Source organism: Streptomyces sp. 5-10 (assembly GCF_014712245.1).
Lineage (GTDB): Bacteria > Actinomycetota > Actinomycetes > Streptomycetales > Streptomycetaceae > Streptomyces > Streptomyces violaceusniger.
Map to the genome: position 1 here is coordinate 64,107 of NZ_JACVYG010000047.1, position 15,486 is coordinate 79,592.

The following is a 15,486-nucleotide window of genomic DNA, read 5'->3' on the forward strand; positions in this document are numbered from 1 at the left end:
CCGCCATGACGACCACAGAACGCCCCGACCCGCCCCGGACCGCCGATGAACGCACCAGCCTGGAGGGGTGGCTGGACTTCCACCGCGCGACCCTCGCCCTCAAGTGCGAGGGACTGGACGACAAGCAGCTGCGCGAGGCGTCGGCGCCGCCGTCCGGGCTGACCCTGCTCGGCCTCGTACGGCATATGGCCGAGGTCGAGCGGAGCTGGTTCCGGCGGGTGCTCGCCCAGCAGGACATCGCGCCGATCTGGTACAGCGAGGAGGACCCGGACGGGGAGTTCCACCTCACCGAGGAGGACACCTCGGAGGCCGCCTTCGCCATCTGGCGGGAGGAGATCGCCAAGGCCAAGGAGGCCGCCGCGGGCCGCTCCCTGGACGATGTGATCACCCGTCCCGGCCGTGGGGACTACAACCTGCGCTGGATCTACCTCCACATGATCGAGGAGTACGCCCGCCACAACGGCCACGCCGACCTCATCCGCGAACGGATCGACGGCGCCACCGGCGACTGAGCGCTCCACGGGAAGTGCCGCGAGGTGCGGTCGTTCATCCGCGGCTTCGTCGTGGCCGGTCCCACGCGGCAGGGCCGCATATCGACACAGCCGCGGCGGAGCCGCATATCGATACAGCCCCGCGCCCCTTCGGGGCGCACCACCGGACTTCAGCGAGGCCGCTCAGTGACGCCGCGTCAGATGGGGCCGCGGGGCCGATGCCCCGCGGCCCTCGCGTGTGCCCGCGAGGGCGCCGGGCAGGCGCGGTGACGCGACGGGCCCTGCGCGCCGGGACGACGGTGCGCCGAGGGACGCGGGGGATGACCATCGGAGCCCTCCTTGGCAGCGGCACGCGCCACTGAGAACCAGCCATCGCGAGGCAGCTCAGGGCACGCAGCTCCGGATGTGAACAGAAACCATCCGAGCACGTACGAACTCTCGACGCAAGACTTCGCGTCAGCCGCAATCATCTTTCGTTCATCTTCGTGAAGCCGGGAAAGACGGCCGACGCCTGGGGAAAATACGAGGTCAGCGGGGTGTTCTGACCATCGCGGCCACCCAGGGGGGTGGGCTGTTTACAAAAAAGTTTCGACCGGACCCCTTGCCAAACCCAGATCGTACGCGTTCGGATTAATTGCGTCGGCGGCGCCCGTGAGACCCGCGTCTCCCCATGAAGCCACCTGGCCGCATGGCCGGATCCATACCTCTACGCCCGCCCGGACCGTGCGATCGCCGTCTGCCACCTCCCCCTTCCCCAGGAGCGAGACATGCTCGACCTCACCTCCGTTGACCTGCTCGACGCGTTCACCCAGGAGCTGAAGCTGTGCAAGCTCAAGCCCGATGAGCACGTCGTCGTCCTGTCCGAGCCCACCAGCCGCGGCGACTACGTGGCGGCCGCCTTCGGCGCGGCCAAGGCCTGCGGCGCGCACGTCATCGCCGCCACCGTCCCCGGCGGCAATCCGTCGCCCTCGGACAGCACCCGCACCGGCGCCGGACCCGGCCTGAGCGCGGTGCTCGGCGACACCGCCGCACAGGACCTGCTCAAGGCCGCCGACCTCGTCGTGGACCTCACGCGGGAGGGCTTCATCCACGCCCCGCTCCAGCAGGAGATCCTGCGGACGGGCACCCGCATCCTCTTCGTGTGCGACGCCCCCGACGTGCTCGTCCGCAATCTGCCCGGGCCGGAGGACAAGGCGGAGGTGCTCAAGGGCGTGAACCTGCTGAAGAGCGCGTCCGTCATGCGGGTGACCTCCGAGGCCGGCACCGACCTGACCATCGAACTGCCCGGCTCCAAGCCGGAGTTCCAGGTGGGCTTCGCCGACGACCCGGGCCGCTGGGACCACTGGCCGAGCACCATGGTCCTGTGCTGGCCGCGGTTCTCCGAGGGCCGGATCGTGCTCTCCGAGGGCGACATCCTGCTGCCGTTCAAGGAGTACGTACGTCAGCCGGTCACGTTGCAGATCGCGGGCGGGAACATCGAGAAGGTGTCCGGTGGCGCCGAGGCCCACCTGCTGAACACCTTCTTCGACGACGCGGACGACGAATGGGGACGCAGCCTGTCCCATATGGGCTGGGGCCTGATGCGCACCGCCGACTGGTTCGCCACCGCCCTGTACGGCAAGGAAGAGCTGATGGGCATGGACGCGCGGGCGTTCGCCGGAAACTTCCTGTGGTCCACCGGACCCCACCCCGTACTGCGGCGCGAGTCGTACGCCCACGTCGACATCGCCATGCGCGGCTGCACGGTCTCCGTCGACGGCCAGGACGTCGTCACCGCGGGCCGACTCGTCGACTTCTGATCCCGCCGCCGCACCCGCATCTGGAGAGAAGATGGCATCCACCCAATCCCTCGACGTCGTCATCGTCGGCGGCGGGCTCGGCGGAATGACCGCCGCACTGTCGCTGCGGCAGCGCGGCCACCAGGTGACCGTGCTGGAGCAGGCACCGCGGTTCGGCGAGATCGGCGCGGGTATCCAAACGGCGCCCAACGCGAGCCGGGTCCTGCTCGGGCTGGGTCTGCGCAAGCGACTGGAGGCCATCCGCACCGAGCCCCAGGACCAGGTGCGGCGCCGATGGAAGGACGGGAGCGTCATCGGGCTGACCCAGCTCGGTGACTACTGCAAGCAGCGGTACAACGCGCCGTACTGGCACTACCACCGGGCCGATCTGCACGGCGTCCTCACCGAGGCCTGTGTCGAGCCGACCGGCCCCGGCCCGGTGGTCGCACTGCACACCTCGAGCCGGGTCGGCGAACTGGACCGTAGCGACCCCCGTCGCCCCGCGGCCGTGACCGAGGACGGCCGCCGCTTCGAGGCCGATGTGCTGATCGGCGCCGACGGCATCCGTTCCCGGGTCCGCGACCTCATGGGCCTCCCGGACACCCTGCTGTTCTCCGGCGAGATGGCCTTCCGGGCCCTCATCCCCGGCGACCTCATCGCCGCCGACCCGGCCACGCGCTTCTTGATGGACCGCTTCCAGAGCACCATCTGGTACGGCCCCGATCGGCACCTGGTCCACTACATGATCCGCGGCGGCGAGTACCTCAACGTCGTCGGCTGCGTCCCGTGCGCGGACGAGGTCGCCGAGCGGTGGACCGGCTCGGCCACCGCGGAAGACCTGGTGAACGCCTACGAGGGCTGGGACGATCGCGTGGCGGCGATGCTGTCCAAGGCCAAGGACGACGTGCTCTGCTTCGCCCTCTACCACCGCCGGCGCGACCCGGTCTGGATGGACGGCCGCACAGCCCTCCTGGGCGACGCCTGCCACGCCATGCTGCCCTACCAGGCCCAGGGCGCCTCCCAGGCCATGGAGGACGCCGCCGTACTGGCCGAAGAACTGGGCCGTATCAACGCCGACGGCGTCGAGGGCGCGCTGCGACGCTACGTGGACCGGCGAGCCAAGCACGCCGGCATGGTCCAGGACGCCTCGCTGCAGAACAAGACCTTCTACCACTATCCCGACGGCCCGCAGCAGGAGGCCAGGGACGCCCTGCTGCGGCGCGGCTTCGACGGCGAATCCGACGTCTCCTACCACTGGTTGTGGAGCGGCAGCCCGCTCGACGACCCGGACCTGGGCGCCTTCGACTACCGCTTCGCCCGCTGACCAGCCCTTCCCCATCCCCCTCCCCCGCTCTTCACTCGCCCCCTTCGGGGCCACTTCCCGCTCATCCACCTCGGTGTCGCCCCACGCGGGCACATCCCCGAACACCCCGTGGAGCGACAGTGAAAACAGGCGACCAGATCGTCCAGGACCTCCCATGGAGATGGGGTGTCCAGGGCCGGATCTTCATCATCGGCGGCCTCGGCTACCTCTTCGACGCCTATGACATCGCCCTCAACGGCTTCCTGATGCCGCTGCTGGGCGACCACTTCCACCTCTCCCTCTCCCAGCGAGGTCTGGTGGCCACCGCCAATCTGGTCGGCATGGCCGTGGGCGCGGTGGCCTGGGGCGCGATCGCCGACCGCATCGGACGCAAGAAGGCCTTCAGCGTCACCCTGCTGATCTTCGCGCTGTTCTCGGTGGCCGGTGCCCTGGCCCCGAACTACGCGGTCTTCCTCGCCCTGCGCTTCGTCGCGGGTGTCGGACTGGGCGGCTGTATTCCCGTCGACTACGCCCTGGTGGCGGAGTTCTCCCCGACGAAGTACCGCGGACGCGTACTGACCGCGCTGGACGCCTGGTGGCCGATCGGCGTGACCCTGTGCGGTCTGGTCTCGACGGCCATGCTGTCCCTCGAAGGCAACTGGCGGTGGATGCTCTGCGTGATGAGCGTTCCGGCGCTGCTGCTGTTCTGGGTGCGCAGGGGTGTGCCGGAGTCGCCCGTCTACCTCAGCAAGAAGGGCAGGGAGGCCGAGGCGCGGGCCGTCATCGACGATCTGGTCGCCCGCACCGGCGCTCCCGTCGAGCCGTACGTCATTCCCGCCCCGGTGCGCGAGGCCCGGGGGAACGGCCCCCGCGCCGCGCTCGAACAGCTGCGTGCGGTCTGGAAGTTCAGCCCGCGCATCACCTCCGCCGCCTGGTTGCTCTTCGCCACCGTCATGCTGGTGTACTACGCGGCTCTGAGCTGGCTGCCGTCCATCCTCAAGGAGGAGGGCCTCGGCGACACGGCCGCCTTCATGAGCACCACGCTGATGAGCGCGGTCGGCATCGTCGGCGTCCTGACCTCCACGGTGCTGGTGGACACGGTCGGCCGGAAGTGGCTCATAGGAGTCTCTGCCCCGGTCGCCTCGCTCGCGCTGGTGGTGTTCGCGCTGGTGATGCGCATGCCGACGGGTTCCATCGTGGCCATCGCCGGCTTCGGCTTCCTGATGCAGCTGACCATCCCCGCCATGTACGCCTACGTCTCCGAGCTGTACCCGACGACGCTGCGGGCCAGCGGCTTCGGCTGGGCGTCCTCGTTCAGCCGGGCGCTCACCGGCTTCGCCCCGATGCTGTTCGGCTCGGTGATGTGGCCGCTGCTGGGATTGCCGCTGACGTTCGGGGTACTGGCCGTGGCCGTCCTGGGGTCCGTCGTCTGGACGGCGTTCGCGGCGCCCGAGACGAAGGGACGCGACCTCGACGAGGACGACCCGGCCGCCGTGCCCGCCCCCGCGTCCCCGGAGCCGGCCGTCGGTCAGCCGGTGCGCTGAAGGGCGGCCCGCCCCGGCCGGACTGCCCCCACCCCGACCGGACGCGGCCCGGGTCGGCCTTCGAAAACGACAGGAGAAACATGAAGCCCGCTCCCTTCCAGTACCACCGGGCGCGCGACGTCGAGGGCGCCACGGCACTCCTGGCCGAACTGTCCGACGAGGCCAAGGTCATCGCCGGCGGCCAGAGTCTGGTGGCGATGATGAACTTCCGGCTGGCCCGGCCGGCGCACCTGGTCGACATCGCCGGTCTGCGCGAACTCGACCATCTCGGCGTCGAGTCCGACGGCGGGCTGCGCATCGGGGCACTCACCACCCATCACACGGTGGAGACCGCGCCCGCGGACCGGCTCGGGGCGGGTTTCGCGGTCATCCGCGATGCCATGCGGTGGATCGGCCATCTGCCGATCCGGACCCGCGGCACCGTGGGCGGCAGCATCGCGCACGCCGACGCGACCGCCGAGTGGTGCCTGCTGGCCGTGCTGCTCGACGCCGAGTTCGTGGCCCAGAGCCCGCGCGGGCGGCGTCGCCTCCCGGCCGGTGAGTTCTTCTTCGGTTACTACACCACCGCCCTGGACCCCGACGAGATCCTCCTGGAGATCGTCTTCCCCCGCCCCGCGCCGCACGCGGCGCTCACCGAGTTCGCCGAGCGTCGCGGAGACTTCGCCATCGTCTCCGCCGCGGTCGATCTGGCAACCGACGGCGAGGACATCCGCGGCGGCCGGGTGGCTCTGGGCGGTGTCGCCGCGATGCCGGTGCGTGTGCCCGAGGCGGAGGCCGTGCTAGCGGCCGGCGGCTCGTTCCGGGACTGCGCGGAGGCGGCGGCCTCCGCCGTGGACCCGCCGAGTGACACAGGCGGAAGCGGCGACTACCGCAAGCACCTCATCCGCACTCTGATCGAGCGAGCCTGTGAGGAGGCGATGTCACGATGACGTCGGCCAAGGACGACCGGCTGGTCGGCAGGTCGGTGGCGCGCCGCGAGGATCCCCGGCTGCTGTCCGGACGTGGCCGTTTCGTCGACGACATCGAGCTGCCCGGGATGCTGCACGCGCAGTTCGTCCGCAGCACGGTCGCTCACGGGACGATCACCGGGATCGATCTGACCGGGGTGCGTCAGGTCCCGGGTGTCGTCGCCGCGTTCACCGCCGCCGACCTGGAGCTGGGTGACATCACCGCCCGGCTCGGCCGTCCGCTCTCGGAGTTCGTGCCCACCGCCATGCCCGTCCTCGCCCGCGACCGGGTCCGCTACGTCGGCGAGCCCGTCGCCGTGGTCGTCGCCCGCGACCCCTACCTCGCCGAGGACGGCCTGGAGGCCGCCAAGGTGACGTACGCGCCCCTGCCGCCCGTCACCTGCGAGGAACAGGCCCTCGCCCCCGACGCCCCGCGGGTGCATGCGGAGGCCGCGGGGAACACCCTGGTCGACGTCGGCCTGTTCGCCACCGAGGGCATCGACGAGATCTTCGACCAAGCTCCCTGCGTGGTCCACGTCGATATGCGAACCGGTCGGCAGAACGCCCTGCCGCTGGAGACGCGTGGCGCGGTGGCGCAGTGGGACGCCCGGGAGGAGCAGCTCGTCCTGCACACCTGCACCCAGACCCCGCATCAGGTGCGGACCGTGGCCTCCCGCTGCCTGCGACTGGACGAGCGCGCGGTGCGCGTGATCGTCCCGGACATGGGTGGCGGTTTCGGCCTCAAGTGCGTGGTCGGCCGCGAGGAGATCGCCACTGCGGCGGCCGCGCTGCGGCTCGGCCGGCCCGTCAAGTGGATCGAGGACCGCAAGGACGCCCTGTCCGCCTCGTTCCTCGCCCGGGAACAGCACTACACCGCACGCGCCGCCTTCGACGCCGACGGCCGGATCCTCGGCCTCGAGGCGGACGTGGTGTGCGACATGGGCGCCTACTCCTGCTACCCGTTCACGGCCGGTATCGAGCCGCTGATGGCCGCCGCCGAGATGCCCGGTGTCTACAAGGTGCCCGCCTACCGGGTGCGCGGCCGGGGCATCACCACCAACAAGGCGCCCACCGCCCCCTACCGGGGCGTGAGCCGCCCGAGTTACGTGATGGCCATGGAGCGGCTCATGGAGCGCGCCGCCCGCGAACTGCGCCTGGACCCGGTGGAGATCCGGCGCCGCAACGTCATCACCGACTTCCCGTACACCGGCGTCAACAACATCACCTACGACCCCGGCTCGTATCTGGAATCCCTCGACCTGTGCGAGCGGGCCGTGCGCGAGGCGGGCTGGTACGACCGGCAGGCCGAGGCCACGGCCGAGGGCCGGCACATCGGCATCGGCTACAGCTGCTTCAGCGAGCGCACCGGCTACGGCTCCGCCGCCTTCGCCCAGCGCAAGATGGAGGTCGTGCCCGGGTTCGACCTCGCCGAGGTCCGCATGGACACCAGCGGCGCGGTCACCGTCACCACCGGCACCGTCAGCCACGGGCAGAGCCATGAGACGACCATGGCGCAGATCGTCGCCGATACGCTCGGCCTCGACCTCGCCAAGGTCAAGCTCCACCAGGGCGACACCGATCGCATCACCTACGGCTGGGGCACCTTCGCCAGCCGCTCGATCGCGGTCGGCGGCAGTGCCGTACGTCTGGCGGCGGGCAAGCTCGGCGACAAACTCCGCGCCATCGCCGCCGCCGAGTGGGGCATCCCCCCGGAGGACACCGAACTGGACCGGGGCCGGGTCCGCCGGCGCGACGACCCGGATGTCGCACTCACCTACGAGCACCTGGCCGACACCGCCTACCTCACATCCCATCTGCTGCCCAAGGACATCGACCCGGGCCTCACCGCCACCGCCGTCTTCGACGTCCACAACGACGGCACCTTCTCCAATGCCACCCACGGGGTGGTGGTGGAGCTGCACGAGGGCACCGGGCAGGTGGAAGTCCTCGCCTACTTCTGCGTCGAGGACTGCGGTGTCGCCGTCAATCCGCAGGTGGTGGAGGGGCAGTGCCGGGGCGGCATCGCACAGGGCATCTCGGGGGCGCTCTTCGAGCAGATCACCTACGACGCCCAGGGCGAGCCGTCGGCCACCAGCTTCATGGACTACAAGGTGCCCACCGCACAGGAGATCCCGGAGGTGGTGATCCACCACCTGGAGACCCCGTGCGCCTTCACCGCGACGGGAGCCAAAGGCGCCGGCGAGGGCGGCACCATCGGGGCCCCCGCCGCCGTGCTCAACGCCGTCAACGACGCACTGCGGCCCACCGGCGTCGAACTGGACCACACGCCCATCACACCGGAGACCGTCCACCGTGCCCTGACCCCCCGCACACCGGAGCAGACACCATGAACGACACCACCGGCCTGGGCGACGACGTCCAGCTCATCACGCTCGACGTCAACGGCTCGCCCTACGAGGTGATCACGGCGCCGCGCCGGACCCTGGTGGACGTGCTCCGCCACGATCTGCGGCTGACCGGCACCCACATCGGCTGCGAGCACGGGATCTGCGGCGCCTGCACCGTGCTCGTCGACGGGCTGCCGGTCCGGGCCTGTCTGATGTTCGCCGCCCAGGCGGAGGGCGCGCGGATCACCACCGTCGAATCCCTCGCCGACTCCCGCACCGGCGAGCTCAGCGATCTCCAGCGGGCCTTCACCGCCCACCACGGCCTCCAGTGCGGCTTCTGCACCCCCGGCTTCTTGATGCTGGCCCAGGGCTTCCTCGCGGAGCGGCCGGAGGCGACCAAGGAGGAGATCCGGGAGGTCGTCGCCGCGAACCTGTGCCGGTGCACCGGCTACCAGACCATCGTCGAGGCGATCGACGCCTGCGCGACCGCCCGGCGCTCTCAGCGGGCCGCGGGCGCCAAGGAGGACTCATGCAACTGATCAACACCGTTTCCGTCAAAGCCGAGCCCGACGCGGTATTCGCGCTGCTCGGCGATGTCCAGAGAGTGGCGTCCTGCATGCCCGGTGCCGCTCTCGAAGGCCGTGACGGCGATGCCTGGCGTGGTGCGGTCACGATCAAGGTGGGTCCGATCACGGCCGCCTATGCCGGCACCGTGCGCTTCCTGGAGGTCGACGCCGAAAAGCGGAGGCTGCGTGTCCACGCCAGCGGCGCCGATACCCACGGCAGCGGCGACGCCGAGGCCGAGGTTTCCCTGGAGGTCGTCCCGGCCGAGGAAGGCGCCCAGCTCAACCTCTCCACCGACCTGGTGATCCGGGGCAAGATCGCCCAGTTCGGCAAGGGAGCCATCGGGGCCGTATCAGACAAGATTCTCCAGCAGTTCGCCCAGAACCTCGGCGACCTCCTCCTTCGGCAGGGCGGCGTGGAAGCCTCCCCCGCCTCCGGCGCGGCGCCCGCCGCGTCCACTCCCGCGGCCGGCGCACCCGCCGAGCCGCCCGGTGAGCTCAACGCAATGGTGCTGATCGCGGGCCCGCTGCTGAAGAAGTACGGCCCGGTCGCGGCCGCGTTCCTGCTCGGGTTCGTGCCGGGCTGGCTGCTGGGGAGGCGCCGATGAGCGGCGGACTGTACGGCGTCGCCACCCACCACACCTACCAGCGGGCCGGCTTCGGTGCCGCGGTGCGGCGCGGCAGCCGTCCGGCGATCGTCGTGGTGGACCTGACCCGGGGTTTCACCGAGGAGTCCTACCCTTCCGGTGCCGACCTCTCCGAGGTCGTGGCCGCCACCGCGCGCCTGATCGAGGCGGCCCGGCCGGTGGATGTGCCGGTGATCTTCACCGCGATCGCCTACACCGAGGCCGAGGCGTCCGGTGACGCGGTCCCCTGGCTGCGCAAGGCTCCCGGCCTGCGCGCCTTGGTCGAGGGCAGTGATGCCGTGGCCATCGACCCGCGGCTGCCCATGCGGCCGGGACACGATCCGCTGGTGGTGAAGAAGGGCGCCTCGGCCTTCTTCGGCACGAGTCTCGCCGCCACCCTGACCGGTCTGGGCCGCGACACCGTGGTGGTGTGCGGCGCCACCACGAGCGGCTGTGTGCGGGCCACCGTGGTCGACGCCGTCCAGTCGGGCTTCCCGGTGCTGGTGCCCCGTGCCTGCGTGGGCGACCGGGCCGAGGGGCCGGCGGACGCGGCGCTCTTCGACATCCAGGCCAAGTACGGCGACGTCGTCACCCTCGAGGACGCCGTCGGCTACATCGGCTCCGTTCCCGCCCCGGCGGCCCCTGACGCGGCCGGGCGTTCCCCCCGACGAGGAGACAGCACATGACACGGCGTTCGGTCCTGCAGAGCGCGCTCGCCGACCTGGCCGAGGTGCCGGCCACGAGCCGGTGGGTGCGCTCCGGGGACGTACGGCTGCACGCCCTGGACTACGGCGGCGGCCTGCCGGCGCTGGTCGTCCTGCCCGGTATCACCAGCCCCGCGGTCACCATGGACTTCGTGGCACGCGAACTGACCGACCTGGTCAGGCCGGTGGTGCTGGACGTACGCGGCCGGGGTCTTTCGGACGAGGGCGAGGGCTACGGGCTGGAGGAGTACGCCGAGGACACCGAAGCCCTCATCACCCACCTCGGCCTCGACCGTCCGCTGCTCCTCGGTCACTCCATGGGCGCGCGGATCGCGGCGGCCGTCGCGGTGCGTGCCAAGGTGCCCCTGCGCGGCACCGTGCTGGCCGACCCGCCGATGAGCGGTCCGGACCGCGGGCCCTACCCCACCCCCCGGGAGGTGTTCCTGCGGCAGCTCTCCGAGGCCCGGCGCGGAACGGACGCCGACGAGGTGGCCGCCTCGTGGCCCACCTGGCCGCGGCGGGAACAGGAGCTGCGGGCCCGCTGGCTGTCCAGTTGCTCCGAGCAGGCCATCGTGGCCACGCACCACGGTTTCGAGCACGAGGACTTCTTCGACTGGTGGCCCCGGGTGCCCGGACCGGCCCACCTGCTCTACGGAGCCGACAGTCCCGTCGTGACGGCGGAAGGGGCGCGGGAGGCCGCCGAGAGCAATCCACCGGCGCCGCTGCACCGGATCCCCGGCGCCGGTCACATGATCTTCTGGGACGCCCCGGCCATCGCCACCGCGACGCTCCGCGACGCGCTGCGGACCATCCTCGCCCCGGCCGCCTGACCGGTGCCCGCTGCCCCGTTACGGAGGACCGACCCCATGGCAGACCATCACATCGGGCTGATCGTGCCCAGCTCCAACCTGACGATGGAGACCGAGCTTCCCCGGATGCTCAACGCGCGGGAGTCCCTCGCGCCGGGCGACCGCTTCGTCTTCCACACCAGCCGGATGCGGATGAAGCACGTCACCCCGGACCAGCTGCGCACCATGAACGCGCAGACCGAGCGGGCCGCCCTCGAACTGGCCGACGCGCGGCCCGACGTCGTCGCCACCGCCTGCCTGGTCGCCATCATGGCGCAGGGGCCGGGTCACCACTGTGTGGCGGAGGCCGACATCACCTCCGCGCTGCGGGCCGAGGGCTCCCGGGCTCCCGTGGTCTCCAGCGCGGGCGCCCTGCTCAGCGGCGTCGAGGCGGTCGGCGCCCGCCGGGTCGCGATCATCACGCCGTATATGAAGGAGCTCACCGCCAAGGTGGTCGACTACATCGAGGACGCCGGGATCGAGGTGGTCGACGCGCTCAGCCTCGAGGTTCCGGACAACCTGGCGGTGGCCCGTCTGGACCCCGCCGATCTGCGTGAACACTGGCGCCGCCTGAACCTGGGCAGGGCCGACGCGCTGGTGCTGTCGGCCTGCGTGCAGATGCCGTCGCTGGCGTCGATCCAGCCCGTCGAGGACGAGGCGGGGCTGCCCGTGCTGTCGGCGGCCACCTCCACCGCGTTCCGCATCCTGACGGAGCTCGGGCTGCCGCCCGTCGTGCCCGGCGCCGGGAGTCTGCTCGGCGGCCGGGTCTCCCGCCCGGCCGGGAGCGGCGCCGGAACGACGGCCGGTCGGAGCGCCGGCGGTACGGGACCGGTCCACCTCGGTACCGGTCGGTGAGCCCGCGGCCGGGGCCGGAGGGTGCGCCGGCGCCCGCCCCGCTGTCCTCCGGCGTCAACCGTGCGTGCTTAAGTAGGTTCCATGACTGATCCCACCCCGTCCGCCCCAACCGGGCCGGAGGCTCCCACTGCCCTGACGGCCGCGCCCGGCTATCAGGTCCGCCGTCTTTACCAGGCGTATCTCGCCGTGTGGGCACGGGAGGTGGACCCAGTCCTCACCGGCCCCCAGTTCGCGGTGCTGCAGACGGTGGAGGCCCATCCCGGCCAGGATCAGCGTTCCATGGCCGCCGCCGTCGCCCTGGACACCTCCACCATGGCCGATGTGGCTCGCCGGCTGGAGAACCGTGGTCTGCTCGCCCGGCGAACCGCGGCCGCCGACGGCCGCCGCAAACTGCTCTACCTGACCGACGCGGGCCAAGAGGCCCTTCGGGAGGCGAACCACCGGGCGCGCAGGCTCGACACGATCCTCCTGGACTCCTTCGACGAGGCGGAACGCGAGCGGTTCGTCGTCAAGCTGAAGGCGCTCGCCGACCGCTGGGAGGAGCTGGCGGAGGCGGCATAGCCGCCTGACGTCCGCCCGGGGCCACGCACCCGTGGCCGCCCGGCCGCCGGAAGGACCCTGGGCCTTCCGGCGGAAGGACCCTGGGCCTTCAGTCCTCGACGGCGCCCTCCAGGACCAGCGTCAGCCGCAGGATGGCCGCCCGCACCCCGTCGCCGTACGGATCCTCGCCGAGCGCACCGGCGGCCTCGCGCGCCAGCGCCAGCTGGCTCCGGGCCGCCTCCTCCTGCCCCAGCTTCAGGTGGCCCGCGGCCACGTTGAGGTGGAGGGAGGGCAGGAACGCCCGCGGCGCCGGCGCCCCGGTGAGCGTGTCGGCGGCGGCGAGCGCCCGCAGGTCCCAGATCAGCTCGTCGAGCGGGTCGTCCTGGGTGTCGGCCAGATAGTGGGCGAGGGCGCAGCGGTGGAAGGGGGCGCCGTCCCGTTCGATCTCCCGCCACAGCGCGGCGAGGCGATTGCGCGCCTCCTCCCGGTCGCCGCCCCGGTGCAGCATGACCGCCTGCCCGATCCGGGTCAGTACGGCATCGCCCTCCGGCGTCTGCCGCCGCGCTTCCGCCATCGCCGCCTCCCGTCCTTCGACACGACGCTAGCCCTTCGCGCCCGCGCCGCTCGGCGTGTCGTGGCGCGGCGGGGCCTTGGAGGGCGCGCCGTAGCGGCGGGCCAGTTCGGCGACGGCGCGGGCGACGGCCGACCGCAGCTCGGGCGGGCCCAGCACCTCGGCGTCGGTGCCCAGCCTCAGCATGTCGTGGACCGCGACCGGCAGCGACTCCACGGGGAGGACGACATGCCGTCGCCCCTCGTCGTCGGGCGGGCCCGCCGAGGCCGCCGCCTCCGCGCCCACCGCCCCGAACTGCATCGGGAGCAGCTTCACCCCGCGCTCGGAGAGCAGGAGTTCGGCCTCGTCCTGGAAGCGCATGGACTCCAGCCGTCGGGACGACTCCGCCCAGGAGGCGGCGAGGTCGAATCCGGCGGGCCGCTCGAAGACCTCCTCCAGCACTTCGGCGTCGAGGATCCGCGCCACCCGGTAGCTGCGCACGGAAATCCCGACCCGCGCCACCAGGTACCAGATGCCGCCCTTGAGGACGAGGCCCAGCGGGCACAGCTCCCGCCGCACCTCGCCGCGCCAGCGGCGGTAGTGCACCCGCAGGACGCGCCGCTCCCATACGGCCTCGGCGGCCGCCGCCAGATGGGGCACCGGCTCGGCGTCCCGGAACCAGCCCGGCGCGTCGAGGTGGAAGCGCTCCTGAATGCGCCGGGACCGCTCCCCCAGCTCGGCCGGGAGCGCGGCCCGCAGCTTGAGCTGGGCCGTGGTGAGGTCGGCGCCCAGGCCCAGCTCGGCGGCCGGGCCCGGCATCCCGGCCAGGAAGAGCGAGTCGGCCTCGTCGCCGGTGAGCCCGGTCAGCCGGGTGCGGTAGCCGTCGAGCAGCCGAAAGCCCCCGGCCGGACCCCGGTCGGCGTACACGGGCACCCCGGACGCGCTCAGCGCCTCCACGTCGCGGTAGACGGTGCGCACCGAGACCTCCAGCTCGGCGGCGAGCTCGGGCGCGGTCATCCGGCCCCGGTTCTGCAGCAGCAGGAGCAGTGAGAGAAGGCGGTCGGCGCGCATGCGGTCCATTGTGGCCGCCGTACCTGACAGAAGATGTCAGGTACGGCGGCCAGAGTGGCTCCCGCAGCCGATCCCGGCCCCGGAAAGGACCCACCATGACCACGCACACCACCGGCCACTTCACCTACGCCGACTGGCAGGAGACCGCCCTCGAGGAGGCCGAGGGCGGTGCCAAGCTGGCCCGGGCCGTGGTGACGAACGCCTTCTCGGGCGGTATCGAGGCACCGCGGACCAGCTGTCAGTACGCCATCACCTATCTGTCCGACAAGACCGGCGTCTGCTGCGGCTACGAGCTGCTGACCGGCACCCTGGACGGGCGCGCGGGCAGCTTCGTGGTGGTGCAGCACGGCAGCTGGGGCGAGGACGCCACCGTCCACTGCGCCTTCGAGGTGGTGCCCGGATCCGGCACCGGCGAGCTGACCGGGCTCACCGGATCGGGCACCTTCTCCGCCGTCCAGGGGGAGTCCGAGATCCCCTACAGCTTCGACTACGCGCTCTAGCCCCGGTCAGGCGCCGAGGTCCGGGATCCGCCAGTCGATCGGGGTGTGGCCCTGGGCCTTGACCGCCTCGTCGATCTGGGTGAAGGGGCGCGAACCGAAGAACTTCTTCGCGGACAGCGGGGACGGGTGCGCCCCCTTCACCACCGCGTGCCGCGACGCGTCGATGAGCGGCAGCTTCTTCTGTGCGTAGTTCCCCCAGAGCACGAAGACGGCCGGATCGGGGCGCGAGGCCACCGCGCGGATCACCGCGTCGGTGAACTTCTCCCACCCCTTGCTCTTGTGGGAGTTGGCCTCGCCGCCCCGGACCGTCAGCACCGCGTTGAGCAGCAGCACACCCTGCTCGGCCCAGGGCATCAGATAGCCGTTGTCGGGCACCGGGTGGCCGAGCTCCTCCTCCATCTCCTTGAAGATGTTCCGCAGCGACGGCGGGGTCTTGACGCCCGGCCGCACCGAGAAGCACAGACCGTGGCCCTGGCCCTCGCCGTGGTACGGGTCCTGCCCGAGGACGAGCACCTTCACCCGGTCGAACGGCGTGGCCTCCAGGGCGGCGAACACCTCCTCGCGCGGCGGGTACACCGGCCCCTTGGCCCGCTCCTCCTCGACGAACTCGGTGAGCTCCTTGAAATAGGGCTTCTCCAGCTCCTCGCCGAGGACCCCGCGCCAGGACTCGGGCAGCACATAGGGCACGTCTTCAACCTCCGGTCGGTGTTTCCGTCTTACGGGCACAGAACCTACCGGCGGCCGCTGACAGCCCCACACGCTCCCGGGGCCACCGGGCGGCGCGGGGCCGGACCGGGGCGGCGCGGGGCCGGACCGGG

Annotated in this window: 16 protein-coding genes; 13 read left to right on the forward strand and 3 right to left on the reverse strand. The window is 71.7% G+C overall.

From position 1 onward, the window contains the following. Window positions 1–5: 5 nt before the first annotated feature. The 12 genes from IEJ02_RS36925 to IEJ02_RS36980 all read left to right on the forward strand — a co-directional run bounded on the left by IEJ02_RS36925 (window position 6) and on the right by IEJ02_RS36980 (window position 12,568). Window positions 6–512: a DinB family protein gene (locus tag IEJ02_RS36925; protein ID WP_191068774.1), complete on the forward strand. Its 507-nt coding sequence runs from the start codon at window positions 6–8 to the stop codon at window positions 510–512. Between the two features lie 746 nt (window positions 513–1,258). After that, window positions 1,259–2,290: a 2,5-dihydroxypyridine 5,6-dioxygenase NicX family protein gene (locus IEJ02_RS36930; RefSeq protein ID WP_191068775.1), complete on the forward strand. Its 1,032-nt coding sequence runs from the start codon at window positions 1,259–1,261 to the stop codon at window positions 2,288–2,290. Between the two features lie 31 nt (window positions 2,291–2,321). Beyond that, window positions 2,322–3,593 carry an FAD-dependent oxidoreductase gene (locus tag IEJ02_RS36935; RefSeq protein ID WP_191068776.1) on the forward strand — a complete coding sequence of 424 codons (1,272 nt, stop codon included), beginning with the start codon at window positions 2,322–2,324 and terminating at the stop codon, window positions 3,591–3,593. Between the two features lie 119 nt (window positions 3,594–3,712). Further along, window positions 3,713–5,116: an MFS transporter gene (locus tag IEJ02_RS36940; RefSeq protein WP_191068777.1), complete on the forward strand. Its 1,404-nt coding sequence runs from the start codon at window positions 3,713–3,715 to the stop codon at window positions 5,114–5,116. Between the two features lie 80 nt (window positions 5,117–5,196). After that, window positions 5,197–6,045, forward strand: coding sequence for an FAD binding domain-containing protein (locus IEJ02_RS36945; RefSeq protein WP_191068778.1), 849 nt, complete (start codon window positions 5,197–5,199; stop codon window positions 6,043–6,045). Then, window positions 6,042–8,414: a xanthine dehydrogenase family protein molybdopterin-binding subunit gene (locus IEJ02_RS36950; RefSeq protein ID WP_191068779.1), complete on the forward strand. Its 2,373-nt coding sequence runs from the start codon at window positions 6,042–6,044 to the stop codon at window positions 8,412–8,414. The genes IEJ02_RS36945 and IEJ02_RS36950 overlap by 4 nt, the downstream gene beginning before the upstream one ends. Next, complete coding sequence (locus IEJ02_RS36955; RefSeq protein ID WP_191068780.1) at window positions 8,411–8,950, forward strand: (2Fe-2S)-binding protein; 540 nt, start codon at window positions 8,411–8,413, stop codon at window positions 8,948–8,950. The genes IEJ02_RS36950 and IEJ02_RS36955 overlap by 4 nt, the downstream gene beginning before the upstream one ends. Continuing rightward, complete coding sequence (locus IEJ02_RS36960) at window positions 8,941–9,582, forward strand: SRPBCC family protein (protein WP_191068781.1); 642 nt, start codon at window positions 8,941–8,943, stop codon at window positions 9,580–9,582. The genes IEJ02_RS36955 and IEJ02_RS36960 overlap by 10 nt, the downstream gene beginning before the upstream one ends. Further along, window positions 9,579–10,286 (forward strand): isochorismatase family protein, encoded by a 708-nt coding sequence (locus IEJ02_RS36965; RefSeq protein WP_191068782.1) that lies wholly within the window; start codon window positions 9,579–9,581, stop codon window positions 10,284–10,286. Before IEJ02_RS36960 ends, IEJ02_RS36965 begins: the two co-directional genes overlap by 4 nt. After that, complete coding sequence (locus IEJ02_RS36970) at window positions 10,283–11,134, forward strand: alpha/beta fold hydrolase (protein ID WP_191068783.1); 852 nt, start codon at window positions 10,283–10,285, stop codon at window positions 11,132–11,134. Before IEJ02_RS36965 ends, IEJ02_RS36970 begins: the two co-directional genes overlap by 4 nt. A 36-nt stretch (window positions 11,135–11,170) precedes the next feature. Then, a complete protein-coding gene (locus tag IEJ02_RS36975) occupies window positions 11,171–12,007 on the forward strand; it encodes a maleate cis-trans isomerase family protein (RefSeq protein ID WP_191068784.1) in 837 nt (278 codons plus the stop codon). 81 nt (window positions 12,008–12,088) lie between these two features. Continuing rightward, entirely contained in the window at window positions 12,089–12,568 is a 480-nt protein-coding gene (locus IEJ02_RS36980) for a MarR family winged helix-turn-helix transcriptional regulator (RefSeq protein WP_191068785.1), read from the forward strand. 88 nt (window positions 12,569–12,656) lie between these two features. Here IEJ02_RS36980 and IEJ02_RS36985 read toward each other — a convergent pair whose 3' ends face one another. Beyond that, window positions 12,657–13,121 carry a hypothetical protein gene (locus IEJ02_RS36985; RefSeq protein WP_191068786.1) on the reverse strand — a complete coding sequence of 155 codons (465 nt, stop codon included), beginning with the start codon at window positions 13,119–13,121 and terminating at the stop codon, window positions 12,657–12,659. A 27-nt stretch (window positions 13,122–13,148) separates the two neighbouring features. Beyond that, window positions 13,149–14,168, reverse strand: coding sequence for a helix-turn-helix transcriptional regulator (locus tag IEJ02_RS36990; protein WP_498067119.1), 1,020 nt, complete (start codon window positions 14,166–14,168; stop codon window positions 13,149–13,151). A gap of 95 nt (window positions 14,169–14,263) precedes the next feature. On the opposite strand from IEJ02_RS36990, the gene IEJ02_RS36995 reads away from it, so the two are divergent. Then, the gene (locus IEJ02_RS36995; protein WP_137976632.1) at window positions 14,264–14,668 is read left to right on the forward strand and encodes a DUF3224 domain-containing protein; all 405 of its coding nucleotides are present in this window, start codon (window positions 14,264–14,266) and stop codon (window positions 14,666–14,668) included. Window positions 14,669–14,674: 6 nt separating this feature from the next. On the opposite strand, the gene ung is transcribed toward IEJ02_RS36995, so the two are convergent. After that, entirely contained in the window at window positions 14,675–15,355 is a 681-nt protein-coding gene (gene ung, locus IEJ02_RS37000) for a uracil-DNA glycosylase (RefSeq protein WP_191068788.1), read from the reverse strand. Between the last annotated feature and the right edge of the window lie 131 nt (window positions 15,356–15,486).

Bases quoted from the DNA above. Each gene is read 5' to 3' on its own strand.
- IEJ02_RS36975 (WP_191068784.1), top strand. From the start codon at position 11,171: ATGGCAGACCATCACATCGGGCTGATCGTGCCCAGCTCCAACCTGACG.
- IEJ02_RS36970 (WP_191068783.1), top strand. From the start codon at position 10,283: ATGACACGGCGTTCGGTCCTGCAGAGCGCGCTCGCCGACCTGGCCGAG.
- IEJ02_RS36995 (WP_137976632.1), top strand. From the start codon at position 14,264: ATGACCACGCACACCACCGGCCACTTCACCTACGCCGACTGGCAGGAG.
- IEJ02_RS36955 (WP_191068780.1), top strand. From the start codon at position 8,411: ATGAACGACACCACCGGCCTGGGCGACGACGTCCAGCTCATCACGCTC.
- IEJ02_RS36945 (WP_191068778.1), top strand. From the start codon at position 5,197: ATGAAGCCCGCTCCCTTCCAGTACCACCGGGCGCGCGACGTCGAGGGC.
- IEJ02_RS36990 (WP_498067119.1), bottom strand. From the start codon at position 14,168: ATGCGCGCCGACCGCCTTCTCTCACTGCTCCTGCTGCTGCAGAACCGG.
- IEJ02_RS36925 (WP_191068774.1), top strand. From the start codon at position 6: ATGACGACCACAGAACGCCCCGACCCGCCCCGGACCGCCGATGAACGC.
- IEJ02_RS36960 (WP_191068781.1), top strand. From the start codon at position 8,941: ATGCAACTGATCAACACCGTTTCCGTCAAAGCCGAGCCCGACGCGGTA.
- IEJ02_RS36980 (WP_191068785.1), top strand. From the start codon at position 12,089: ATGACTGATCCCACCCCGTCCGCCCCAACCGGGCCGGAGGCTCCCACT.
- IEJ02_RS36965 (WP_191068782.1), top strand. From the start codon at position 9,579: ATGAGCGGCGGACTGTACGGCGTCGCCACCCACCACACCTACCAGCGG.
- IEJ02_RS36985 (WP_191068786.1), bottom strand. From the start codon at position 13,121: ATGGCGGAAGCGCGGCGGCAGACGCCGGAGGGCGATGCCGTACTGACC.
- IEJ02_RS36935 (WP_191068776.1), top strand. From the start codon at position 2,322: ATGGCATCCACCCAATCCCTCGACGTCGTCATCGTCGGCGGCGGGCTC.
- IEJ02_RS36950 (WP_191068779.1), top strand. From the start codon at position 6,042: ATGACGTCGGCCAAGGACGACCGGCTGGTCGGCAGGTCGGTGGCGCGC.
- IEJ02_RS36930 (WP_191068775.1), top strand. From the start codon at position 1,259: ATGCTCGACCTCACCTCCGTTGACCTGCTCGACGCGTTCACCCAGGAG.